Source organism: Pseudomonas sp. 2995-1, assembly GCF_002742505.1.
Lineage (GTDB): Bacteria > Pseudomonadota > Gammaproteobacteria > Pseudomonadales > Pseudomonadaceae > Aquipseudomonas > Aquipseudomonas sivasensis.
In genome coordinates this window covers 240911-263056 of the sequence record NZ_LJSA01000490.1, presented here as the reverse complement: position 1 = coordinate 263056, position 22146 = coordinate 240911, and the positions used below count along the sequence as shown (strand labels likewise).

The following is a 22146-nucleotide window of genomic DNA, read 5'->3' as shown; positions in this document are numbered from 1 at the left end:
GAGTGGGTCAGTGACAGGTGTACTGGCTGACACTCCCTCATCGGGAGCCCCCCCCCTCCCACATTTTGACCGAGCACACCCTTCAGCTGGCGACCATCTCGGCTTTCAACAGCGCCTCTTTCGCCTGCGCGTCCGCCAACCGATACAACTCGATACTCCCATCCCAGTGCTCGATCAATGCCGTGCACGACTCCACCCAATCCCCGCAGTTGAGGTAATCCACCTCGCCCACTTTGCGAATCTCCGCATGGTGGATATGCCCGCACACCACGCCGTGCAACTCGCGTTTGGTCACCTCATGGGCGATGGCTTCTTCGAAATCGCTGATAAAGCTCACGGCCGTTTTGACCTTGTGCTTCAGATACGCCGACAACGACCAATAGCCGTAGCCATACCGCGCACGCCAATGGTTCAACCAGCGATTCAACGTGAGGGTGAATTCGTAGGCAGAGTCGCCGAGGAATGCGAGCCAGCGGTGATAACGGGTGATCACATCAAACTGGTCACCGTGGATCACCAACAAATGCCGGCCATCGGCGGTGACGTGCACTGCTTCATCGACCAACTGGATATTGCCCAGAATCAGCTTGGAATAGCGCCGCAGGAACTCATCATGGTTGCCGGTGACGTAGATCACCTCGGTGCCGCGCTTGGCCATGGTCAGCAGGCGACGGATTACGTTGGTATGGGCATGGGGCCAATACATGCCGCCGCGCATTTTCCAGCCGTCAATGATATCGCCCACCAGGTACACCTTGTCGGCGTGGTAACCCTTGAGGAATTGCGACAAATGTTCGGCCTGACAATCCCGGGTGCCCAGGTGCACGTCGGAAATCCACAGGGTACGTACCCGTTGCTTGCGGCTGGGCTTGGTGAACTCGGCACTGGTCATGGGCATCACTCGACGCTGTTTTCGCGAGCTTGCGCCATAGCGATTAATAGCCCATGACAACTGTGCGTCAGTCTGATGACAAAGCCCGTGTTCGCGAAGCGTTGTAGACTGGCGACCTGCATAGGAGACCGCGATGAGACCTACCCTCACCCTGCGCCACTACCTCGAAGCGCCCATCGCCCATAGCCATGAACATGCGCAGTTGGTGTTCGGCCTGTCCGGTCATCTGGACCTGGAAGTCGATGGCCGTGGCAGCCAGGTGCGTGAAAGCAGCGTGATGGTCCTGCCCTTCTCTGCCCACCATGCCTGCGGCAGTCGCGATGGCAGCCGCTGCCTGGTGCTGGATGTGCCCACGGAGCATTGGGTGCTGCAATCGTTGGGTGAACACGCCGATGCAAGCCGCCGCTTGCTGGATCAACCGGCGCGCCTGGCGTTGGATTCGCGACAACACCAACTGGTGCAATGGCTGGCCCACAGCCCGGTGGATGACCCACTGATCGTGCAACAGGGCGCGGTGCTGTTGCTGGCCAGCCTCAATCATTCACTGGCCCAACCGGTACCTGGCCGGCGCCTGCCGTATGCGGCGTTCAATACGCATATAGAGCGCCACGTCGCCCATCCGCTGCAGGTCGCCGACCTTGCGCGGATTGCCGACCTGTCGGTGGCGCGCCTGCATGCGCGCTTTGTGACCGAGTGCGGCCAAACGCCCATGGATTACATCCGCAGCCGTCGCCTGCAACTGGCCCTGAACCTGCTGCGCGAAACGCCATTGCCCATAGGTGAAATCGCCGAGCGTGTCGGCTACACCTCGCAAAGTGCCTTTGCCGCCGCTATGTTGCGCGAGTTTGGCGCCTCTCCCGGCGCGTTGCGGCGCTCGGCATAGGGCGAGGCTGGCGCTAAAAATCGCGAGCTGCGCGACAGACGTGCGCAGTAGCACCCTCTAGACTGCGGTCCTGTCACTCCCGTTGGTTCAAGGATCGCAATGACTCCCCGTTCAGCCCTCGGCGCCCTGCATATCGGCGCACTGATGTTTGGCCTTACCGGCGTATTCGGCAAGCTGGCGGCCGCCTCACCGGCCATTATCGTATTCGGTCGCGCCGCATTTGCCGTGATTGCCCTGGCAGTGTTTGCGCGCTTCGTCAGCAACGCACCCTGGAAAACGCTGGAACTGCGCGACTGGAAACGCCTGCTGGTCAGCGGCGTGTTGCTGGCCGCACATTGGGTGACGTTCTTTATGGCGGTCAAAGTCGCTGGCGTGGCCGTCGCCACGCTCGGGTTCACGGCGTTTCCGGCGTTTACCGTGATCCTTGAAGGACTGATCTTCCGCGAGCGTATCCGCGCCAATGAAGTCGTGTTGGTGGCGCTGGTCACCGTTGGCCTGGTGCTGGTGACGCCGGACTTCAACCTGGCCAGCGAAGCCACCGGCGGCCTGCTGTGGGGCATCGCGTCGGGGCTGCTGTTCTCTTTACTGTCGCTGAACAACCGTGCCAGCTCCGGGCGCATTCCTGCCGTACAGGCAGCCCTGTGCCAGAACGTGGTCGTTGCGGTGTGCCTATTGCCCGTGGCCGCGCCGGGGTTGGCGGATGTGCGCGCGCTGGACTGGTTGTGGATCGGCCTGCTCGGCGTGTTCTGCACAGGCTTGGCCCACAGCCTGTTTGTCGCCAGCCTCGCAGTAATCAAGGCGCGTACCGCCTCCGTGGTATTTGCCATGGAGCCGGTCTACGGCATTACCGCGGCCTGGCTGCTGTTCGCCGAAACCCCGACGCTGCGCATGCTGCTGGGGGGCGCGCTGATCATCGTCGCCATCGTGCTCTCAGGGCTGATGGGCAGCGCCAGCCAGGCCAAACAGCCGACTGCAACGACCTGATCTATACTTTAAACATCCGCAACAGTCTGGAGTCGTTCAACGGATAACTGACCGCTCGACGACAGCCTTGGTGTGCCCTGCAGTTGCTGCAAGCGAGTAGTCACTCCTTAAACGCGATGCAGAGGCTACATCATGGAAATGTTTATCAGCTTACTGGTTCAAATCATCAGCGGTGCCGTCGGCGGCAATTTGGCCGGCATGACCAAACAAAGCCTGGGGACCGGGCTCAATACCATGCTGGGCGGTGTCGGCGGGCTTGTACTGGGCCAGATAGTGACGGCACTGACGGGCGCTTCGGGCGGTGAGGCGCTGGATGTGGCGGCGGTCGGCAGCAATATTGTCGGCGGCGGCGTCGGAGGCCTGGTGCTGACGTGGGTCGTGGGCTTCATCAAAAGCAAAATGGCCGCCAAGTAGCGGCCTCCATCAGTCACCGTCAGCCGATGGCGGTGACCTTCACTGTGTACGGTCGTTGTGCCCCAGGTCACGCTGCGGGTCGATCTGATCGCGCACGCGCTGCTTGAGCACCTTGGCCTCAGGGAAACCACCGTCAGCCTTGCGCTCCCAAAGCTGCACGCCATCGCAGGTAATACGAAACGCGCCGCCAGTCGCTGGCTCCAGCGACACTTTGCCCAGGTCATCGGCAAAGGTGCTTAACAGTTCCTGAGCCAACCACGCAGCGCGCAGCAGCCACTGGCACTGGGTGCAATAGGTGATAACGATCTCGGGTTTGCTGACGGACATCATTTGACAAGTTCCTGGCATGACGAGGGATGAGGATCGAGTGGCTATAATACCGGCCTTTATCGCCCAGCCCTGAGATTCCTGATGCGCCGCCTGCTGTCCTGCCTGTTTCTGTGCCTCGTCCCCTTGCTTGCCGACGCCGTTGAACCACCCCGACCAAAAATCGGCCTGGTGCTGTCCGGCGGTGCCGCCCGCGGCCTGGCGCACATTGGCGTGCTCAAGGCCCTGGAGGAACAGGGCATCCATATCGACGCCATTGCCGGCACCAGCATGGGCGCGGTGATTGGTGGGTTATACGCCTCGGGCTACAAGATCGACGAGCTGGAAAAGCTCGCCCTGAGCATCGACTGGCAGCAGGCGTTATCCGACGCACCGCCGCGTGAAGACGTGCCGTTTCGGCGCAAGCAGGATGACCGGGATTTCCTGGTCAAGCAGAAGCTCAGCTTCCGCGATGACGGCAGCCTCGGCCTGCCCCTGGGCGTGATCCAGGGCCAGAATCTGGCGCTGCTGCTGGAAAGCATGTTCGCCCACAGCAGCGACACGCGTAATTTCGACAAGCTGCCGATCCCCTTCCGCGCCGTGGCCACCGACATCACCACCGGCGAAAAAGTAGTGTTCCGCAAGGGCCACCTGCCCCAGGTAATCCGCGCCAGTATGTCGATCCCGGCGGTGTTCGCCCCTGTGGAACTGGATGGCCGGCTGCTGGTGGATGGAGGCATGACCGATAACATCCCATTGGATGTGGCGCGTGAGATGGGCGTGGACATCGCCATCGTGGTCGACATCGGCACCCCGCTGCGCTCACGCAAGCAACTCGCGACCGTGGTAGATGTGCTCAACCAGTCCATCACCCTGATGACCCGGCGTAACTCAGAAGAACAGCTTAAGGCCCTCAATCCCAAGGACGTACTGATCCAGCCGCCACTGTCCGCCTTTGGCGTGACCGATTTCGGCCGCGCCAAAGACATGATCGACGCCGGGTACCGCGCCACCCGCGCCCTCGACCTGCGCCTGGCCCATTTGCGCCCTGCCGAACCGGTCGACCCCGAATTAGTGGCCGCTCGGACTCCGGGCGAGCGGACTCCGGTGATCACCGCGATAAAGCTGGAGAACGACTCGAAAGTCAGCGACGACGTGATCCGCTACTACATCCGCCAACCGTTGGGCGAACCGTTGGAGCTTGGCCGTCTGCAAACCGACATGGGCACGTTGTACGGCCTGGATTACTTCGAGCAGGTGCAATACCGCGTGGTGAAAAAAGGCCACGACAACACCTTGGTGATCAGCGCGCGGGGCAAGCGCAGCGGCACCGACTACCTGCGCCTGGGCTTGAACCTGTCGGACGATATGCGCGGCGACAGCGCCTTCAACCTCGGCGCGAGCTACCGCATGAACGGCATCAATCGCCTCGGCGCCGAGTGGCTGACCCGCGTGCAGATCGGTGATCGGCAGGAGTTGTACAGCGAGTTCTATCAACCGATGGACGCTGGCTCGCGCTACTTCATCGCGCCCTATCTCAGCGCCCAGGCGCAGAACGTCGAGCTGATTCTGGACAACGACCCCATCTCCGAATACCGCCTGGAGCGCTATGGTTTCGGCCTGAACGTGGGGCGGCAGATCGGCAACAGCGGCGAGATCCGCTTCGGTGTCGGCGAGGCCTGGGGCAAGGCGGATGTGCGCATTGGCGACCGCGACCTGCCGAGTGTGAGCTTCAGCGAAGGTTTCTATGAACTGAAGTACTCCTTCGACACCCTGGATAACGTGTACTTCCCGCACACCGGTGAGGACATCGGCCTGGCCTACCGCGAGTTCGAACCGGGACTGGGTTCGGACCAGCGCTATCGACAATGGGAATTCAAGCTGGACAAGGCCATGAGCCATGGCCCGGACACACTGGTGCTGGGCGGCCGGTATGGGCGCACCCTGGATGATTCCGATGTGGTGATTTCCAGCTTCCTGCTGGGCGGTGCACGACAGTTGTCGGGCTTCCGCCAGGATGCGATTTCCGGGCAGAACATCAGCCTGATGCGCGCGGTGTACTACCGCCGACTGACGCCGCGCTCGTACTTACCGTTGGATTTCCCGTTGTACCTGGGCGCGTCTCTGGAGCGGGGCCGGGCATGGAATAACGACAATGAGTTCGACAGCGGTTATATCAACGCTGCGAGTATTTTTTTGGGGTTTGATACACCGTTGGGGCCGCTGAATTTCAGCTACGGGTTCAACGATGATAATCAGAAGGCGGTGTACCTGAACCTGGGGCAGACGTTCTGAGACAACGCTGAATCAGTGTTGGAGCGGCTAATTGTGGTGAACGGGTTTGCCCCGCTCACCACAATTAGCCCCACACACGTTGATCTTCACTGCACTTGGGTTCAGGACTTTTCCAGATTCGCCAGGATGTGCCCGTGCACGCGCATGCACACACTCAAATCCGCTTCATCCACGCCCACGAACAGCTCGTGACGCAACTCAGTGGCGATGGTTTCAATCTGTTCGATCAGCGGCCGCGCGGTGTCACACAGCAGAATGCGCTTGGCGCGGCGGTCTTCAACCACTGCCTGGCGTTGCACCAGGCCCTGGCCTTCGAGACTGTCGAGCAAGCGAGCCAGGGTCGGCCCTTCTACGCCAACGCTTTGCGCCAGCTCACGCTGAGTGGGAGCTTCTTCAAAACGGGCCAAGTGCAGCAGCACCAGCCAGCGCGCCTGGGACAAGCCCAGCCCCGCCAAACGGCGGTCTAGCTCGGCGCGCCAACCTCGGGACATTTGCGCCAGCTGCATGCCAAATCGGTGTTGATCGGTTAACGGCATAAAAAACTCATGGGTTAGACTGAAAATAAAGTGTGGCTAATTATTAGCCAGCTAAGCATGAGCCATGCCACTAGGCAAGAGTTGCTATGAACTGAATCGTTACATTGTCGTAATTGGCACACTAAATTTCGAATTCAGACTGCAAAGCGGCCCGCACGCAGTACAAAACACCCTCTGGAACACGTCCTGTGAACAGTGGCGCAATCTCGGCTACTGGTGGTAGTTCGCCTTCTCCGTCGAGAAATGCATCCTGGATTTCACCGAGCAAATCTTCCGGCAAATCAAGGGCCTGCTCCAGGGACAACTGCTGCTTGCCGATGGATTCAGCAAGCAGGGTGTAGACGTTTTTCTCCGAGCATTGCAGTTGGCCCGCGATCTGGATCGGCGTCATGCCAGCGCGCGCCAGGCTGATCAGCTCGTGCCGAATGTCGGCGATTTCCTTCGGTGCTTCGGCCTGGCCGCCGAGCACTTCGAGGAACGCCTGGCCATAGCGCTCCAGTTTGCGTGCACCGACGCCGCTGACCCGCGCCATCTCGGCCATGGTGGTGGGCTGCTCGCGCAGCATCTCCAGCAAGGTGGAGTCGGGAAAAATAACGTAAGGCGGCACACTGTGTTCCTGTGCCAATTTGCGCCGCAGGGTGCGCAAGGCTTCCCACTGCTCGCGCTCCTCGCCTCGCACGAGCTGGCTGGCCTGGCTGGTGCTGGTCTTGGCAGTGGTTTGCGGTTTGAGGTCGCGACGCAGTTCCAGGCTGACCTCGCCCTTGAGCAGCGGGCGGCAACTGTCATTCAGACGCAGGCCGCCGTAGCCTTCAATGTCGATATCCACCAGGCCGCGCGCGACCATCTGGCGGAACAGCGAACGCCACTCGCCCTCAGCGCGGGCTTTACCGACGCCGTAGACCGAGAGTTTTTCGTGACCGAAGCTGCGGACTTTTTCGTTGTCCTTACCCAGCAACACATCCACCAGATGGCCCACACCGTAACGCTGACCGGTGCGGTAGATGGTCGACAACGCCTGGCGTGCGGGCTCGGTAGCGTCCCAGGTCTGCACGCCATCAATGCAGTTATCACAATGGCCGCAAGGCTCCGGCATGTCTTCGTCGAAATACGCCAGCAAGGTCTGACGACGGCAGCGAGTCTCTTCACACAACGAGAGCATGGCGTCGAGTTTGTGCTGCTCCAAGCGCTTGTGCCGTTCATCGCCTTCGGAGTTCTGCAGCATCTGCTTGAGCATCACCACGTCCTGCAGGCCGTAGACCATCCACGCATCCGCCGGCAAACCATCACGACCAGCACGCCCGGTCTCCTGGTAGTACGCCTCAAGGGATTTTGGCAGGTCCATATGGGCGACAAAACGCACGTTGGATTTGTCGATGCCCATGCCGAACGCGATGGTCGCCACCATGATCAGGCCTTCCTCGTTGAGGAAGCGTTTCTGGTGAGCGGAGCGCGTTTCATTAGGTAGACCGGCGTGGTACGGCAGCGCCGGGTAGCCTTGCTCGCAGAGGAACGCGGCCACCTCATCGACCTTCTTGCGCGACAGGCAATAGACGATGCCAGCGTCGCTGTGCCGTTCAGAGAGGAACGCGAGCAACTGCTTGCGCGGCTGCTCCTTGGGCACGATGCGGTAGAAAATATTCGGTCGGTCGAAACTCGACAGGAAACGCTCGGCGTTCTGCAGGTGCAGGCGCTCGACGATTTCTTCGCGGGTGCGCTTGTCGGCGGTGGCGGTCAGGGCGATGCGCGGAACGTCCGGGAACAGCTCCGCCAGTTGACCCAACTGCAAATATTCGCGGCGGAAATCGTGCCCCCATTGGGATACACAGTGAGCTTCGTCGATGGCGAACAGGGCAATTTCCAGGCTCTGCAAAAACGCCAGCATGCGCGGCTGCACCAGGCGTTCGGGGGCCAGGTAGAGCATTTTCACTTCACCGCGCTTGATGCGTGCGGCTAGGTCACGCTGCTGCTCGGCACTGAGGGTGGAATTCAAGGCGGCGGCGGCGACACCAAGTTCTTCCAGGGTCGCCACTTGGTCGTCCATCAATGCAATCAACGGCGACACCACCACGGCCAGCCCGTTGCGCAACAATGCAGGCACCTGGAAACACAACGACTTGCCGCCGCCGGTAGGCATCAGTACCAGGGCGTCACCGCCTTTGGCCACGCGCTCAATGATCGCACCCTGGCGGCCACGAAAGCTGTCGTAGCCGAAGATGTCCTTGAGGACGCGTTGAGCCTGATCGAGCATGTATAACTCCAACAAAATAGTGCCGAAATCCCTCTATACAGGCTGGTCGAAAAAATCCGACCTCACGGAAAATAATCCGTAAGTGGAGTTTTCTCGACCTGGCGCTTGGCCTGCTGGGGCATCACAAAACGCGGCAGTATACCCGAGCACCATCCGGCAAAGGGCGCCGCTGACGAATTGCAGCCCGTCTCTAAAACCGGGCAAATCTGCATGCCGACTGGCTTGGGCGCGCAAGAACGCCTAGAATTCAGCATCGTTTATTCCCAAGGTAGTCCTTCAATGTCCTTCGCTGAGCAACTAACCCGCCTGCAAGCCTTCCTCGACGCCGATGAGCTGCATGACGAGGCGCTGGACTATGTGGCCGCCCACGGCTACCTGACCGCCCTTTCGATCTGCTCCGATGTCGTTCCCGACCGTGAATGGATTGACGCGCTATTCGCTGAAGAGCCTCATTACGCAGACGACGCCCAGCGCGAAGAAATCGAATCCACCCTGCTGGCCCTCAAGGCCCACATCGCTCGCCAACTGGCCTCCGATGAGGAATTCGAACTGCCATGCGAGCTGGACCTGGGCGAAGATCCGGACGACTCCGACCTGCGCGGCTGGTGCATCGGTTTCATGGAAGGCGTGTTCCTGCGTGAAGCTGCCTGGTTCGAAACTGCCGAGGAAGAAGTCAGCGAAATGCTGCTGCCGATCATGGTCGGTTCAGGGCTGTTTGAAGAAGAAGCTGAGTTTTCCGACATCGCCGCCGACGCCAACCTGATGGACGACATGATCGTACAGATCCCGGAAGCCCTGACAGCCCTGTACCTGCTGTGCAACGCTCCTGACGAAAAACCGGCGATCCTCAAGCCTCGTCACCACTGAGTCCCTTGCCCGTGACACCCATGGGCAATCGCTCACTCCTCCTGCGTTACGTGCTGCTGGCCATAGGCTGGTTAAGCGTAGCGCTGGGGGTAATCGGCATTTTCCTACCGGTATTGCCGACCACGCCCTTCCTCCTGCTCGCCGCCGCCTGCTTCGCTCGAAGCTCCCCGCGTTTCTACCAGTGGCTGGTGGAACATCCGCGCCTGGGCCCCTGGATTCGCGATTATCTGGACGGCAATGGCATCCCACTCAAGGGTAAGGTCTACGCCATTGGCTTGATGTGGCTGAGCATCGGCCTCTCGTGCTACTTGGTGCCGCTGCCGTGGGCACGCGGGTTCATGCTGACCAGTGCGGTACTCGTCACGATCTACATCCTGCGCCAGAAAACCCTGCCACCGCGCTAAGTGCCGCCCTGCGACATTAGATCCCACACGACCTTGGTCGACACTGACTAACCTCAGCCATCATGCGAGACTGTCCAACCGGGGCAGGAATACCCGGGTGTTTCTATGCTCGGAGTTACCATGACGCTGTCCAGCGGGCTGATTGCAGCCGTTGCCCTGGCCTATATGGCCATTATGTTTGCCATTGCCTTCTACGGTGACCGCCGTCGCGCGCCATTGCCGCCGCGCGTGCGCGCCTGGGTGTACAGCCTGTCTCTGGCGGTGTATTGCACCAGTTGGACGTTCTTCGGCGCCGTAGGCCAAGCCGCCGAACAGTTGTGGGCGTTTTTACCGATCTACCTGGGACCGGTGCTGTTGCTTGTGTTGGCACCCTGGGTGCTGCAGAAGATGATTCTGATCAGCAAGCAGGAAAACATCACCTCCATCGCAGACTTCATTGCCGCGCGCTATGGCAAATCCCAGTCCCTGGCAGTGGTGGTCGCGCTGATCTGCCTGGTGGGCGTGCTGCCCTATATCGCCCTGCAACTCAAAGGCATCGTGCTGGGGGTGAACCTGCTGATCGGCGCGGGCGCCGATACCACCGGCACGCGGGCCCAGGACACGGCACTGATCGTGTCCTTGGTGCTGGCGCTGTTCACCATTGTGTTTGGTACGCGCAACCTCGACGCCACGGAACACCACCGTGGCATGGTGCTGGCGATTGCGTTTGAATCCCTGGTCAAGCTGTTCGCTTTTCTCGCAGTGGGCGCGTTTGTGACCTACGGCCTTTACGACGGTTTCGGCGACCTGTTCAGCCAGGCAATGCTCGCGCCACGCTTGGAGGAATACTGGAAGGAGACCGTCAACTGGCCGTCAATGGTGGTGCAGACCGGCGTAGCGATGATGGCGATCATCTGCTTGCCCCGACAGTTTCATGTGACGGTGGTAGAGAACATCGACCCGCAGGACCTGCGCGTAGCCAAGTGGGTATTCCCCGCCTACCTGATCCTCGCCGCTCTGTTCGTCATCCCCATCGCTCTCGGCGGCAAGATGCTGCTGCCCGGCTCCGTATTGCCGGACTCCTACGTGATCAGCCTGCCCATGGCCGAAGCCCATCCGGCGTTGGCGGTGCTGGCATTTATCGGCGGCGCCTCAGCGGCCACCGGCATGGTGATTGTGGCGAGCATCGCCCTGTCGACCATGGTCTCCAACGACATGTTGCTGCCGTGGCTGTTGCGCCGTTCCAGCGCAGAGCGCCCGTTCGAGGTGTTCCGCCACTGGATGCTCTCCGTGCGCCGGGTCAGCATTGTGATCATTTTGCTGTTGGCTTACGTGAGCTACCGCTTGCTGGGCTCTACGGCAAGCCTGGCAACTATCGGGCAGATCGCTTTTGCCGCCGTGACCCAGCTCGCCCCGGCCATGCTTGGCGCGCTGTATTGGAAGCAGGCGAACCGCCGCGGTGTGTTTGCCGGCTTGGCGGCGGGCACATTCCTGTGGTTCTACACCTTGGTCCTACCCGTAACGGCGAAAAGCCTGGGCTGGTCCCTCAGCCTTTTCCCTGGGCTGACGTGGATGCATTCCCACCCGTTGGGTTTATCCGTCACGTCGCTGACCCTGGGCACGGTGTTCTCCCTGGCGGGTAACTTCACGCTGTTTGTGTGGGTGTCGATGCTGTCGCGCACGCGGGTGTCGGAGCACTGGCAAGCCGGGCGTTTTATCGGCCAGGAAATCAGCCAGCGCGCCAACGCCCGCTCAATGCTGTCGGTACAGATCAGCGACCTCCTCAGCCTGGCGGCACGTTTTGTTGGTGAAGAACGTGCCCAGCAGAGCTTTATTCGCTTTGCCTACCGCCAGGGCAAAGGCTTCAACCCCAATCAGAATGCCGATAACGACTGGATCGCCCACACCGAACGCCTGTTGGCCGGTGTGCTCGGCGCCTCTTCGACGCGTGCGGTGGTAAAAGCTGCGATTGAAGGGCGGGAAATGCAGCTGGAGGACGTAGTACGCATCGCCGATGAAGCGTCGGAAGTGCTGCAGTTCAACCGCGCGCTGCTGCAAGGTGCTATCGAAAACATTACCCAAGGCATCAGCGTCGTCGACCAGTCGCTCAAGCTGGTGGCCTGGAATCGACGCTACCTGGAACTGTTCAACTACCCCGACGGGCTGATCAGCGTCGGCCGGCCAATCGCCGACATCATCCGCTACAACGCCGAGCGCGGCCTTTGTGGCCCGGGCGAAGCCGAAGTGCATGTGGCGCGACGCCTGCACTGGATGCGCCAGGGCCGCGCGCACACCTCCGAGCGTTTGTTCCCGAATGGACGGGTGATTGAGCTGATTGGCAACCCGATGCCCGGTGGTGGATTTGTCATGAGCTTCACTGACATCACCGCGTTCCGCGAAGCCGAGCAGGCGCTCACCGAAGCGAACGAAGGCCTTGAGCAGCGGGTGACCGAACGTACCCATGAACTGTCGCAGCTCAATGTGGCGCTCACCGATGCCAAAGGCGTGGCCGAATCCGCCAGCCAGTCGAAGACACGCTTTCTCGCAGCCGTCAGTCATGACCTGATGCAACCATTGAACGCCGCCCGCCTGTTCTCAGCCGCCCTCTCCCACCAGAACGACGGCCTGTCCAGCGAAGCCAGGCAACTGGTGCAGCACTTGGACAGTTCGCTGCGCTCCGCCGAAGACCTGATCAGCGACCTGCTGGATATCTCGCGCCTGGAAAACGGCAAAATCAATCCGCAACGCCAGCCCTTTGTGCTCAACGAGCTGTTCGACACTCTGGGCGCGGAATTCAAGGCACTGGCCCAGGAGCAAGGTTTGCGCTTCCGCCTGCGCGGTAGTCGCCTGCGGGTCGACAGCGACATCAAGCTGCTGCGACGAATCCTGCAGAATTTCCTGACCAACGCTTTCCGTTATGCCGACGGCCCGGTGCTGCTTGGCGTACGCCGGCGCAAGGGCGAGTTGTGCCTGGAGGTGTGGGACAGAGGCCCCGGTATTCCGCAGGATAAACAGAAGGTGATCTTCGAAGAGTTCAAGCGCCTGGACAGCCATCAGACCCGCGCCGAGAAAGGCCTGGGCCTGGGCCTCGCGATTGCCGACGGCCTGTGCCGGGTGCTGGGCCATCGTCTGAGCGTGCGCTCGTGGCCGGGCAAAGGCAGCGTGTTCAGCGTGCGCGTGCCACTGGCGCGCAACCAGGCCAGCCCGCAGCCCAAGCCGACAGCGGATAACGGCCAGCCATTGAGCGGCGCGCAAGTGCTGTGCGTGGATAACGAAGAAAGCATCCTGATCGGCATGCGCAGCCTGCTGACGCGCTGGGGGTGCGAAGTGTGGACCGCCACCAACCAGGCGCAGTGCGCGGCGTTGTTAGCCGAAGGGGTGCGGCCGCAACTGGCGCTGGTGGATTACCACTTGGATCATGGAGAAACCGGCACTGAATTGATGGGTTGGCTGCGCGCGCAGTTGGCGGAGCCTATTCCCGGTGTGGTCATCAGTGCCGACGGCCGTCCGGAGATGGTTGCCGAGGTGCATGCGGCTGGCTTGGACTATCTGGCCAAGCCGGTGAAGCCGGCGGCGTTGCGGGCGTTGCTGAGTCGACACTTACCTCTATAAACCGGATGCGCCCCCTCCCCACATTTAGCGCTGCGTTTATTCGGGAAGGTGTGCGACGCCGTCTGAATCGGTCATCGCCCGCTCCAGCAAATCCGCCGGCAGGCTTTTGCTCGCGCGAGCACCCAGCAGCCTTAATTGCTCGGTGCGGCTGACCAGATTTCCGCGTCCATCTGTCAGCTTGTTTCGCGCGGCGCTGTAGGCCTTATCCAACTGCTGAAGACGGTTGCCCACTTCGTCCAAGTCTTGGATAAACAGCACAAACTTGTCATACAGCCAACCAGCGCGCTCGGCGATTTCCCGGGCGTTCTGGCTTTGGCGTTCCTGCTTCCAAAGGCTGTCGATCACCCGCAGTGTCGCAAGCAAGGTCGTAGGGCTGACGATCACGATATGGCGGTCGAAGGCCTCTTGAAACAGATTCGGCTCGGCCTGCAACGCAGCGGAAAACGCCGCTTCGATCGGCACGAACAGCAAGACGAAATCCAGGCTGTGCAGGCCTTCCAGGCGCTTATAGTCCTTGCCGGCCAAGCCTTTGACGTGATTGCGCAGCGACAGCACGTGCTGTTTCAGCGCCGCTTGGCCAATCACTTCATCATCAGCCGCAACGTACTGTTGATACGCCGTCAGGCTGACCTTGGAATCCACCACCACCTGCTTGTCGCCAGGCAACATGATCAGCACATCCGGCTGAAAGCGTTCGCCGTCCGGCCCTTTGAGGCTGACCTGGGTCTGGTACTCGCGCCCCTTCTCCAGTCCCGCATGTTCCAGCACGCGCTCAAGGATCAGTTCGCCCCAGTTGCCCTGGGTTTTCTGGCCCTTGAGGGCGCGGGTCAGGTTGGTGGCTTCGTCTGACAGACGCAGGTTCAGTTGCTGTAAGCGCTCAAGCTCCTTGGCCAGGGAAAAACGCTCACGCGCCTCGTTCTGATAGCTCTCTTCCACACGCTTTTCGAAGGACTGTATGCGTTCCTTCAACGGATCGAGCAACTGTCCCAGGCGTTCCTGGCTGGTTTCAGCAAAGCGCTGTTCACGCTCGTCGAAGATCTTGCCGGCCAATTCGGCGAACTGCGCGCGCAGCTCATCTCGCGAGCCTTGCAGGTCAGTCAGACGCTGTTGATGGCTGTCCTGTTGCTCACGCAGTTCGGCGCGCAAGCCGGCCGCCAGGGCGTCGAGGCGCCGTAATTCGGTGTCTTTTGCACTGCGGTCGAGGTTCCAGGCGTGGGCGGCGTCGCGGGCGTTGTCACGGTCGATCTGCAGTAGTTCGACTTCACGGCGCACAGCGGCGAGGTCGGCCTGCTTGGCGGCGTTGGCCTGGCTCAGGTCGCTGATTTCATCGCGGCTGGCATCCAGTTGCGCGGCGAGGCCTTCCTGGGCCAGTTGCGCAGTGGCCAGGCGCTCTTCAAGCAATTCCCAGCCAGTGGTGCGCGCGGTCAACCGCCGCTGGAGCTGCCAGCACACGGCCAACAACGGCACTGCAGCGCCTGCAAGGCCCAGGGCAATACTGGTCCAGTCAAAAGCCATAGCCATTTCTGCCATCACCGAAAAGGAGCAAGGTTAACCAAGCATAGGGCGGGAAGACAGCTCAGTCTTCGACCTGGCCCAGTTCGCGTTGGGCGCGCAGGTCACCGGCACGGGCGGCCATGCGCAGCAGGTCGTGACCGATACGGCGGTCGCGGGCATTGCCGCATTCACGGCACATCAATTGGCCCAGGCGGCTTTGTGCGGCGACGACGCCTTCACGAGCCGGCTGCTTGAGCAAGCGTCCGGCGAAGTGTTTGACGTTGCTGCTGTGTCCCAGGCGCGGGCTGTCGAGCAACCACAGGGCCACTTTCAATGAGAAGCGCTTGGGTGCGGTAACAGTCTGTAGGGTGTCGGTAACAGAAGGTGATACTGAGCGAAACTTCATAAAGCACTGTGGGACAGAACGGAAGGCGCGCCACTCTACTCTTTTTTTCGTACAGGTAAAGCTCAAAAAACCGTGCACGCCCGTGCTAGAGCAAGCGCTTGGGACAATCCACAGAAGCTGTGGATAACTCAGTGGACAACCTACCTTAAACTCGCGCAAAGGCCCATGGAGCGGGGCTCGCAGTCAAACTGACGATTTTTTCACCAATAAAAAAAAGCCAGATTTTTCATTGACTTAAATTTCCATTACAGGCAAATGGCGAGGCTGCGATGCGATGGACAGCCTGGTTACACCTGCCGCAACCAATGTGCACAAGTACCGATCCGATGGTTATATCCCCGGCTTTTTTTGGAGCGACTGCCTTCAAAAACGTTACCGCGAAGCCAATTGGGGACTTTTCAAATCTTTACCGGCTCTCCACACTGCCCGACGGGCAACGCAATGCGGACTAGGTCGATGAAAGGAATTCTGTTATTCGCTGTGCTGTTACTGGCCATCTGCGCCATCTCATTGTGGATTAATGCCGCGCTGCCATCGCCAGATGGCGCGCTGTTCGCCATCGCTATCTTGCTGTCGGCCGCTTTCACGGCCATAAGCCTGTGCATCGAGCTCGGCGATGGCCGCATCAACGATATGCGCGATGTGATGAAGGTCATTGAGACCGGCCAATCACTGCGCCTGACCTTAGCCGCCTATGGGCTGGGCTGTTCGATGGCCGCAGCTATCACCGTACTGGTCTACCGCAGCCTACTGGCTGGCTGATTGAAGTTTTTTTGGTAACACACTTCCATTACCTGTTTCATTCCGTTACTATCCGCGGCGTTAGTACCAAGCTGAAAGTCAATTCTGGTCGAACAACTCCCCTGAACAACACGGGATCGACCACCTCGAAGGTTTCCAGGTATCACTTGCGACGACATTGCCTTTGAACAAGCAAAGGGTGTCGCAAAGTTTCCATACTCTGACCGAACCAACCTGCAAATTGATCAGGATCTTCACCCTGGGCACAGAACCTTTGCCCCTGTTGTGCTGCCTGCCCTCCTAAGTACCTACCTGCCAGCCCAAGCGCGCCTAACTTATTAGCGCTTCAAACTGGCTGCTTTGTTCCAGTCAGGTTCTTCGTTTGATCAATGGTGATCAACGTTACTGGAACGTTTTAACGTTGCACGGCTCTTAATCCGTGTCATTTGTAGGAACACCAATAATATGAACGCTCAAATCCATACTCAGGATGCCATTCGCACCCTCACTAATGCTTTTGCCCCAATGAACTGCCTGATCATGGCCGCTCGCAAAGGCTGCTTCAGCTTCACACTGGTCAACGAACACGGCATCGCTCGTCACAGCGAACGCCTGTACCCCGATCAATACTCCAGCGCAGAACCGCTGCAGGCCGTGATCGAGCGTACCCGTCAGGCACTGGTTGCCTGATCGACCCGAGTCGCTGAAACACAAAAAACCCTGTTTAAAACACAGGGTTTTTTATTGCCTGCGATTCCTGAATTGCGAAGTTTTACTAAGTTCAAATCGATATAAACATTATAACTGGTTGAATAAGATGTTTTAAAAACAGGCCTTTACATCGCGAATATGACACTACACTTCAACTCAAGCGGCGTGATCCGCTTCCGGCGAGCCTGAGATCCGATCCACTGCTGCCAAGCCCCCTCCTTCTCAGGTCTCGTCGACCACTTTCACGGATTGAGGCTTGTATGGGTATCGCTGCCAGTGAATTGTGTCGTTATGTAATCCGGCCGACGCTGATGTACCTCGACCGACAGAGCCCAACGGCAGAGTCTCTGCTCCTGGGTATCGCGGCCAGCCAGTCGGAATTGGGTTCCGCCTTGCACGATCGACGCGGTCACGGCCTGTACAGCATCACCGAACCCCGTCATCGCGCCCTGTGGGACACCTACCTGGCACTCGACCCCGAGCGTGCCAGTCTGGTGCGCGGGCTGGCCAGCCAACACGCCTTTCTCAGCGCCCCACAATTGGAGCTCACCGTAAACCTGCGTTACGCCACCGCCATCGCATGGCTTCTGGTGGAACAACACAGCCCTGCCCTGCCTCCATCCGGTGACGTTTTAGCGATGGCACGTATCTGGAAAGAAATATTTCATCCGCAAGGAAGGCTGCGAGATTTCACCCAAACCTGGCAAACCTGTGTTTCACCCATGAATCACGTGGCCTGCTGACCGGGCAATTTGCAAGATTCGCCAAAAACGCTGAATTTTGGTCGGATTGTCCTACAAAAACGCTCTATCTCCGACATTACAGCCTATAGCGCGATGTTAATTTTATTGGTACTTTCCGCAGCGGTGATCACCACGGAGTTCTAATAATGAAAAAAGTAATGCTCAAGACCACACTTAGCCTCGCCGTTGCCATGGCATCCTCCCAACTGTTCGCAAGCGGCTTTGCACTGAACGAACAAAGCGTGAGCGGGATGGGTACGGGTTTCGCAGGTCGCTCCTCTTCTGCCGATGATGCAAGCACTGTTTACGGTAACCCTGCCGGTATGGCTCGCCTGAATGGCCAGCAGATCACGGGCGGTGTTGCTGCCATTGATGCTTCGTCCAACATCAAGGACACGGGCGGCGCCTCCAGCGGCTCGAACAAAGGTGACATGGTACCGTTCACCGCCGTGCCATTCGGTTTCTACACCAACAAACTTGACGATCAGTGGGCCATCGGCTTCGGTGTGTATGCACCGTTCGGCCTGGTGACCGACTATGAAAACGGCTTCCAGGGCCGTGGTTTCGGCAGCAAGAGTGAAGTGAAGGTCATGACCTTCCAGCCAACTGTCAGCTACGCGTTCAACGATCGTGTGTCGATCGGCTTTGGTCCAACGATCAACCGGATTTCCGGCGTGCTGGAATCGGACAAGACCTTGTCCCCTGCATTCTCCGATACCAATGTCAAAATCAAGGGCGACGATACCGCGCTGGGCTTCAATGTCGGCGTACTGGTACAAGCCACCGATACCACCCGAGTCGGCCTGACCTACCACTCCAAAGTGAAGTACAAGCTTGAGGGTCACACGACCGTCAGCGGCCCGGCAGCGACCCAAGGGTTCCTGCGTAACAACCGCTACGACGCATCGTTGAAAATTGAAACGCCAGAATCCTACGATCTGTCGGTCACTCAAGACCTGACCGATGCCTGGAAACTGTACGGCGGTGCAACCTGGACCCGCTGGAGCCGCCTGAAAGAAATCACTGTTAACAACGAAGGCGTGACCGGTACAAACGGCGGCATCCTGGCCCCGAGCCGAATCAGCAACATTACTGAAGAACAAAACTGGCATGACACCTGGGCGTACGCCGTGGGTACTTCGTACCAGTTGACCAAACAGGTCGTACTGCGTACCGGCCTGACCTTCGACCAGTCGCCAACCAACAACACCGACCGTTCGCCGCGCATTCCTACTGGCGACCGTACGATCTTCAGTGTTGGCTTGGGCTACAAAGTGATGGATAACATGACGGTAGACCTGGCTTATTCCTACCTCAAGGAAGAAGACGTCAAGGTCAATAACACTGCGGCGCCGTCGAGCTATCGCGCCAAGTACGAAAACAGTGCCAACGGTTTCGGCCTGGGCATGACCTACACCTTCTGATTCAGGCAGGTGTAAAAAAGCCCCGCTCTCCTGCAAAGGAGGCGGGGCTTTTCATTGGGCGCGGATCAGGGTTTAGACGCTATCGCCTGCTCCACCGCCTTGATCAGTTCCGGGCTGTCCGGCTTGGTCAGGCTGGAAAAATCGGCGATCACCTTACCCTGGCGATCCACCACGTACTTGTAGAAATTCCACTTCGGCGCGTTGCTCTGCTGTGCCAACACCTTGAACAGATTCACTGCATCAGGGCCCTTGACCTTCTGCGGCTCGGTCATGGTGAAGGTCACGCCGTAGTTCACGTAGCAGACCTTGGCGGTCTCCTCGCCGGTCTTGGCTTCCTGCTTGAAGTCATCGGACGGCACGCCGATCACTTCCAGCCCTTGATCCTTGTAGCGTTGATACAAGGCTTCGAGGCCTTTGAACTGCGGGGCGAATCCGCAAAAGCTCGCGGTGTTGACGATAACCAAAGGCTTGCCGGCAAAGCGATGGCACAGGTCGATGGATTCCTTGGCGCGCAGTTTGGGCAATTGGCCTTCAAGCAAAGGTGGGCAATCAGCAGCCAACGCCACACCGCCAAAAGCCGCCATCAGCACAGGTACAGCCAGCCAGCGCATCTGCATGTCGAAACGTCCTTTCAAGAGTTCAGGGATCGAACTTAACAGATCGACATACCCAGTTGCATCAATGCCAGCCCGCCGCGCTGCCAGCCCCACCATGCCAGCACCAGCAGGATGAGCCCCGCAATAATCAATAAACCCTGTGCTTTCAGGCTCATGCCGCCTCCATTTGCGCCTGTAGACGCGCCACCGGCCGCTCGCGTACCGGCCAATTGAGGGCGGCTGCGAGCAGGCTCAACACAATGGCACCTTGCCAGATCAAATCGTAGTTGCCGGTTCGATCATAGACCACCCCGCCCAACCAACCGCCGAGGAACGAACCAATCTGATGGAACAAGAACACAATCCCACCGAGCATCGAAAGATTTCGCACGCCAAACAAGGTGGCTACGGTGCCGTTGGTCAGCGGCACCGTGGACAACCACAGCAAGCCCATCGCCATGCCGAACAGGTAGGCGCTGAGTTGGGTCACCGGCGCCCAAAGGAACAGCACAATCACCACCGCTCGCAACAGGTACAACCCGGTCAGCAGACGCGGCTTGGACATACGCCCACCCAGCCAACCGGCGGTGTAGGTACCGACGATATTGAACAGGCCAATCAATGCCAGCACGGTGGTGCCTGTGGTGGCCGGCAAGTGCTGATCCACCAGGTAGGCCGGCAGGTGCACACCGATAAACACCACCTGGAAACCACAGACGAAAAAGCCAAAGGCCAGCAGCCAGAATCCGGAGTGTCCGCAGGCTTCGTGCAATGCCTCGCGCAAGGTCTGCTGCCCGGCCAGTACCGGCAGCGGCTGATCCTTGAGCATGCTGACCAGCGGCAAGATCAACGCCACCATCAGGCCCAACGCAAGCAGTGCTGCGGACCAGCCCAGCCAACTGATCAAGCCTAAGGTGCCGGGCACCATAGCGAACTGGCCGAATGAACCTGCGGCGCTGGCAATACCCATGGCCATGCTGCGTTTTTCCGGCGCCACGGCACGGCCGACGACCCCAAGAATCACCGAAAACGAGGTTCCAGAGAGGCCGATACCAATCAGCAGACCGGCACTCAGCGAAAGCGACCACGCGGAATCGGACAGGCCCATCAACACGAGGCCCACGGCGTAGAGCACGCCGCCTACAAATACCACTTTGGTCGCGCCGAATCGGTCGGCCACCGCCCCCGCAAATGGCTGCGCCAGGCCCCAGATCAGATTCTGCAGCGCAATCGCCAAGGCGAACGTGCCTCGACCCCAGCCGAATTCACTGCTCATTGGCGCAAGGAACAGGCCGAAACCGTGCCGCACCCCCAATGACAACGCCAGGATCAGCGCACTCCCCACTAGGATCCAACCACTGGTGCGCCACATCGAGGTCATTTCTTATTCTCCGCTCGCGGGTATATACCCGCTTATGTTCGAACAAGCTCGCCTTCAGGCGAGCTCATCCAGCAAGGCCAACAAGGTTTCGCGTTTATCCGCGCCGAGTTGATCGATCAATTTCTGTTGCGCTGCTTCCCAGGCTGGCAAGGCCGCAGCCAGCCGTTCTGCACCCGCCTCGGTCAGCAGCACCAGGCGATTTCGCAGGTCATTGCCCTCGACCAACTGGACCAATCCTTCGCACTCCAACACCCGGAGATTGCGCCCCAAGGTGCTGCGGTCCAGCCCCATGGCGTCCGCCAGGCTGGAAATGCTCGGCTGATCAAGGCGCTGCAGGTTACACAGCAAAGAATACTGGGCAACGTTGATCCCGAAGCCGTCGAGGGCGCCGTCGTAGTGCCTGCTGACGCCACGGGCGGCGCGTCGCAGGTTGGTGCATAAACATTGGGAGGCAAGCATGGAACGTGTATATACCCGCGATTATTGAAATGCAAGAAAGTGTTACAGCGCCAGACCGACCAATACAGCGACTTCCAGCAGCTCCAACAAGGCCCCAGCGGTGTCGCCGGTGGTGCCGCCGAGGCGATTGACCATCAACTGGCGCAGACCAATGAAGCAGATCGCCGCGAGCAGCACCGCGACCCCACCACTGACCCCCCCGATAAGAATGCAGGCCAGACCACTGAGGATCAGCACCTGTTGGCCGACGAGCCGAGGTAAATGATCCGACAATGCCTGACCCAATCCGCCAGCACGCACATAACGAGTGGTCAGAAACAATGCCAGCATCGAGGCCCGCCCGATCAGCGGTGCCAAAATAAGCGCAGCGCCGTTGTGTTGCTCAATCAAGGCCACCAATGCACTGAACTTGAGCAGCAACACCAAGCCCAGGGTGACCACCGCAATCGGTCCGCTGCGGGGGTCTTTCATGATGCTCAGGGTGCGCTCACGGTCGCCAAAACCACCGAGCCAGGCGTCCGCGCTATCCGCCAGGCCATCCAAGTGCAACCCGCCACTGAGCAGCACCCAGGCCGTCAGCAGCAGCGCGGCATGCAGCAACAATGGCGCCCCCATCAGCGCCGTATTCAAACCCCACAACAGCAAACCGAACAGCAGCCCGACTACCGGATAAAACAGCAAAGAGCGCCCCAACTCCTGCGGCTGCGGCATGCCCGGCAAGCGAATCGGCAGGCTGCTGAGAAATTGCAGGGCGATCCAGAACGGCAGCAT

At 59.6% G+C, this 22146-nt stretch carries 21 protein-coding genes; 11 read left to right on the top strand and 10 right to left on the bottom strand.

Going from position 1 to position 22146, the window contains the following annotated elements; all coding sequences use genetic code 11:
* Window positions 1-82: 82 nt before the first annotated feature.
* Window positions 83-892, bottom strand: coding sequence for a UDP-2,3-diacylglucosamine diphosphatase (locus AOA61_RS25830; protein WP_099603012.1), 810 nt, complete (start codon window positions 890-892; stop codon window positions 83-85).
* 133 nt (window positions 893-1025) lie between these two features.
* On the opposite strand from AOA61_RS25830, the gene AOA61_RS25825 reads away from it, so the two are divergent.
* The 3 genes from AOA61_RS25825 (at window position 1026) to AOA61_RS25815 (ending at window position 3173) form a co-directional block, all read left to right on the top strand.
* On the top strand, window positions 1026-1775 hold the full coding sequence (locus tag AOA61_RS25825) for a helix-turn-helix domain-containing protein (protein WP_099603011.1): 750 nt from the start codon (window positions 1026-1028) through the stop codon (window positions 1773-1775).
* A 99-nt stretch (window positions 1776-1874) separates the two neighbouring features.
* Window positions 1875-2759: a DMT family transporter gene (locus AOA61_RS25820; protein ID WP_032887838.1), complete on the top strand. Its 885-nt coding sequence runs from the start codon at window positions 1875-1877 to the stop codon at window positions 2757-2759.
* Window positions 2760-2891: 132 nt separating this feature from the next.
* Complete coding sequence (locus tag AOA61_RS25815; protein WP_095185420.1) at window positions 2892-3173, top strand: hypothetical protein; 282 nt, start codon at window positions 2892-2894, stop codon at window positions 3171-3173.
* 39 nt (window positions 3174-3212) lie between these two features.
* Here AOA61_RS25815 and AOA61_RS25810 read toward each other — a convergent pair whose 3' ends face one another.
* Window positions 3213-3500, bottom strand: a complete 288-nt coding sequence (locus AOA61_RS25810) for a SelT/SelW/SelH family protein (protein WP_032888088.1) — start codon at window positions 3498-3500, stop codon at window positions 3213-3215.
* Window positions 3501-3584: 84 nt separating this feature from the next.
* Between AOA61_RS25810 and AOA61_RS25805 the strand changes: the two genes are divergently transcribed.
* Window positions 3585-5774 carry a patatin-like phospholipase family protein gene (locus AOA61_RS25805; RefSeq protein ID WP_032887834.1) on the top strand — a complete coding sequence of 730 codons (2190 nt, stop codon included), beginning with the start codon at window positions 3585-3587 and terminating at the stop codon, window positions 5772-5774.
* Window positions 5775-5875: 101 nt separating this feature from the next.
* Here the strand turns inward: AOA61_RS25805 and AOA61_RS25800 are convergent, their stop codons facing one another.
* The gene (locus tag AOA61_RS25800; protein WP_032887832.1) at window positions 5876-6310 is read right to left on the bottom strand and encodes a MarR family transcriptional regulator; all 435 of its coding nucleotides are present in this window, start codon (window positions 6308-6310) and stop codon (window positions 5876-5878) included.
* Between the two features lie 121 nt (window positions 6311-6431).
* The gene (gene recQ / locus AOA61_RS25795) at window positions 6432-8558 is read right to left on the bottom strand and encodes a DNA helicase RecQ (RefSeq protein WP_099603010.1); all 2127 of its coding nucleotides are present in this window, start codon (window positions 8556-8558) and stop codon (window positions 6432-6434) included.
* 279 nt (window positions 8559-8837) lie between these two features.
* Here recQ and AOA61_RS25790 point away from each other — a divergent pair, with 279 nt between their 5' ends.
* The 3 genes from AOA61_RS25790 to AOA61_RS25780 all read left to right on the top strand — a co-directional run bounded on the left by AOA61_RS25790 (window position 8838) and on the right by AOA61_RS25780 (window position 13420).
* Complete coding sequence (locus tag AOA61_RS25790) at window positions 8838-9425, top strand: YecA family protein (protein WP_032887828.1); 588 nt, start codon at window positions 8838-8840, stop codon at window positions 9423-9425.
* Window positions 9426-9445: 20 nt separating this feature from the next.
* Entirely contained in the window at window positions 9446-9829 is a 384-nt protein-coding gene (locus AOA61_RS25785) for a YbaN family protein (RefSeq protein ID WP_032887826.1), read from the top strand.
* A 120-nt stretch (window positions 9830-9949) separates the two neighbouring features.
* Entirely contained in the window at window positions 9950-13420 is a 3471-nt protein-coding gene (locus AOA61_RS25780; RefSeq protein ID WP_099603009.1) for a PAS domain-containing hybrid sensor histidine kinase/response regulator, read from the top strand.
* A 36-nt stretch (window positions 13421-13456) separates the two neighbouring features.
* Here the strand turns inward: AOA61_RS25780 and rmuC are convergent, their stop codons facing one another.
* Together rmuC and AOA61_RS25770 are read right to left on the bottom strand one after the other, a co-directional pair.
* Window positions 13457-14821: a DNA recombination protein RmuC gene (gene rmuC, locus AOA61_RS25775; protein WP_177434284.1), complete on the bottom strand. Its 1365-nt coding sequence runs from the start codon at window positions 14819-14821 to the stop codon at window positions 13457-13459.
* Window positions 14822-14996: 175 nt separating this feature from the next.
* Entirely contained in the window at window positions 14997-15320 is a 324-nt protein-coding gene (locus tag AOA61_RS25770; RefSeq protein ID WP_032887821.1) for a hypothetical protein, read from the bottom strand.
* A 456-nt stretch (window positions 15321-15776) separates the two neighbouring features.
* On the opposite strand from AOA61_RS25770, the gene AOA61_RS25765 reads away from it, so the two are divergent.
* From AOA61_RS25765 to AOA61_RS25745, 4 genes are all read left to right on the top strand, one after another.
* Window positions 15777-16082 (top strand): hypothetical protein, encoded by a 306-nt coding sequence (locus AOA61_RS25765; RefSeq protein ID WP_099603008.1) that lies wholly within the window; start codon window positions 15777-15779, stop codon window positions 16080-16082.
* Between the two features lie 444 nt (window positions 16083-16526).
* Window positions 16527-16751 (top strand): hypothetical protein, encoded by a 225-nt coding sequence (locus AOA61_RS25755; protein WP_003175353.1) that lies wholly within the window; start codon window positions 16527-16529, stop codon window positions 16749-16751.
* A 281-nt stretch (window positions 16752-17032) separates the two neighbouring features.
* Entirely contained in the window at window positions 17033-17515 is a 483-nt protein-coding gene (locus AOA61_RS25750) for a hypothetical protein (protein ID WP_032887818.1), read from the top strand.
* Between the two features lie 146 nt (window positions 17516-17661).
* Window positions 17662-18939: an OmpP1/FadL family transporter gene (locus AOA61_RS25745; protein WP_032887816.1), complete on the top strand. Its 1278-nt coding sequence runs from the start codon at window positions 17662-17664 to the stop codon at window positions 18937-18939.
* Between the two features lie 65 nt (window positions 18940-19004).
* Here AOA61_RS25745 and AOA61_RS25740 read toward each other — a convergent pair whose 3' ends face one another.
* From AOA61_RS25740 to AOA61_RS25725, 4 genes are all read right to left on the bottom strand, one after another.
* A complete protein-coding gene (locus AOA61_RS25740; RefSeq protein WP_099603007.1) occupies window positions 19005-19556 on the bottom strand; it encodes a glutathione peroxidase in 552 nt (183 codons plus the stop codon).
* A 151-nt stretch (window positions 19557-19707) separates the two neighbouring features.
* A complete protein-coding gene (locus AOA61_RS25735; protein ID WP_163033221.1) occupies window positions 19708-20907 on the bottom strand; it encodes an MFS transporter in 1200 nt (399 codons plus the stop codon).
* A gap of 63 nt (window positions 20908-20970) precedes the next feature.
* The gene (locus AOA61_RS25730; RefSeq protein WP_032887810.1) at window positions 20971-21375 is read right to left on the bottom strand and encodes a MarR family winged helix-turn-helix transcriptional regulator; all 405 of its coding nucleotides are present in this window, start codon (window positions 21373-21375) and stop codon (window positions 20971-20973) included.
* A 42-nt stretch (window positions 21376-21417) separates the two neighbouring features.
* A complete protein-coding gene (locus AOA61_RS25725) occupies window positions 21418-22146 on the bottom strand; it encodes an adenosylcobinamide-GDP ribazoletransferase (protein ID WP_099603006.1) in 729 nt (242 codons plus the stop codon).

Bases quoted from the DNA above. Each gene is read 5' to 3' on its own strand.
- AOA61_RS25830 (WP_099603012.1), bottom strand. From the start codon at position 892: ATGACCAGTGCCGAGTTCACCAAGCCCAGCCGCAAGCAACGGGTACGT.
- AOA61_RS25825 (WP_099603011.1), top strand. From the start codon at position 1,026: ATGAGACCTACCCTCACCCTGCGCCACTACCTCGAAGCGCCCATCGCC.
- AOA61_RS25820 (WP_032887838.1), top strand. From the start codon at position 1,875: ATGACTCCCCGTTCAGCCCTCGGCGCCCTGCATATCGGCGCACTGATG.
- AOA61_RS25815 (WP_095185420.1), top strand. From the start codon at position 2,892: ATGGAAATGTTTATCAGCTTACTGGTTCAAATCATCAGCGGTGCCGTC.
- AOA61_RS25810 (WP_032888088.1), bottom strand. From the start codon at position 3,500: ATGTCCGTCAGCAAACCCGAGATCGTTATCACCTATTGCACCCAGTGC.
- AOA61_RS25805 (WP_032887834.1), top strand. From the start codon at position 3,585: ATGCGCCGCCTGCTGTCCTGCCTGTTTCTGTGCCTCGTCCCCTTGCTT.
- AOA61_RS25800 (WP_032887832.1), bottom strand. From the start codon at position 6,310: ATGCCGTTAACCGATCAACACCGATTTGGCATGCAGCTGGCGCAAATG.
- recQ (WP_099603010.1), bottom strand. From the start codon at position 8,558: ATGCTCGATCAGGCTCAACGCGTCCTCAAGGACATCTTCGGCTACGAC.
- AOA61_RS25790 (WP_032887828.1), top strand. From the start codon at position 8,838: ATGTCCTTCGCTGAGCAACTAACCCGCCTGCAAGCCTTCCTCGACGCC.
- AOA61_RS25785 (WP_032887826.1), top strand. From the start codon at position 9,446: ATGGGCAATCGCTCACTCCTCCTGCGTTACGTGCTGCTGGCCATAGGC.
- AOA61_RS25780 (WP_099603009.1), top strand. From the start codon at position 9,950: ATGACGCTGTCCAGCGGGCTGATTGCAGCCGTTGCCCTGGCCTATATG.
- AOA61_RS25770 (WP_032887821.1), bottom strand. From the start codon at position 15,320: ATGAAGTTTCGCTCAGTATCACCTTCTGTTACCGACACCCTACAGACT.
- AOA61_RS25765 (WP_099603008.1), top strand. From the start codon at position 15,777: ATGAAAGGAATTCTGTTATTCGCTGTGCTGTTACTGGCCATCTGCGCC.
- AOA61_RS25755 (WP_003175353.1), top strand. From the start codon at position 16,527: ATGAACGCTCAAATCCATACTCAGGATGCCATTCGCACCCTCACTAAT.
- AOA61_RS25750 (WP_032887818.1), top strand. From the start codon at position 17,033: ATGGGTATCGCTGCCAGTGAATTGTGTCGTTATGTAATCCGGCCGACG.
- AOA61_RS25745 (WP_032887816.1), top strand. From the start codon at position 17,662: ATGAAAAAAGTAATGCTCAAGACCACACTTAGCCTCGCCGTTGCCATG.
- AOA61_RS25740 (WP_099603007.1), bottom strand. From the start codon at position 19,556: ATGCAGATGCGCTGGCTGGCTGTACCTGTGCTGATGGCGGCTTTTGGC.
- AOA61_RS25735 (WP_163033221.1), bottom strand. From the start codon at position 20,907: ATGTGGCGCACCAGTGGTTGGATCCTAGTGGGGAGTGCGCTGATCCTG.
- AOA61_RS25730 (WP_032887810.1), bottom strand. From the start codon at position 21,375: ATGCTTGCCTCCCAATGTTTATGCACCAACCTGCGACGCGCCGCCCGT.
- AOA61_RS25725 (WP_099603006.1), bottom strand. From the start codon at position 22,146: ATGCTGCCGTTCTGGATCGCCCTGCAATTTCTCAGCAGCCTGCCGATT.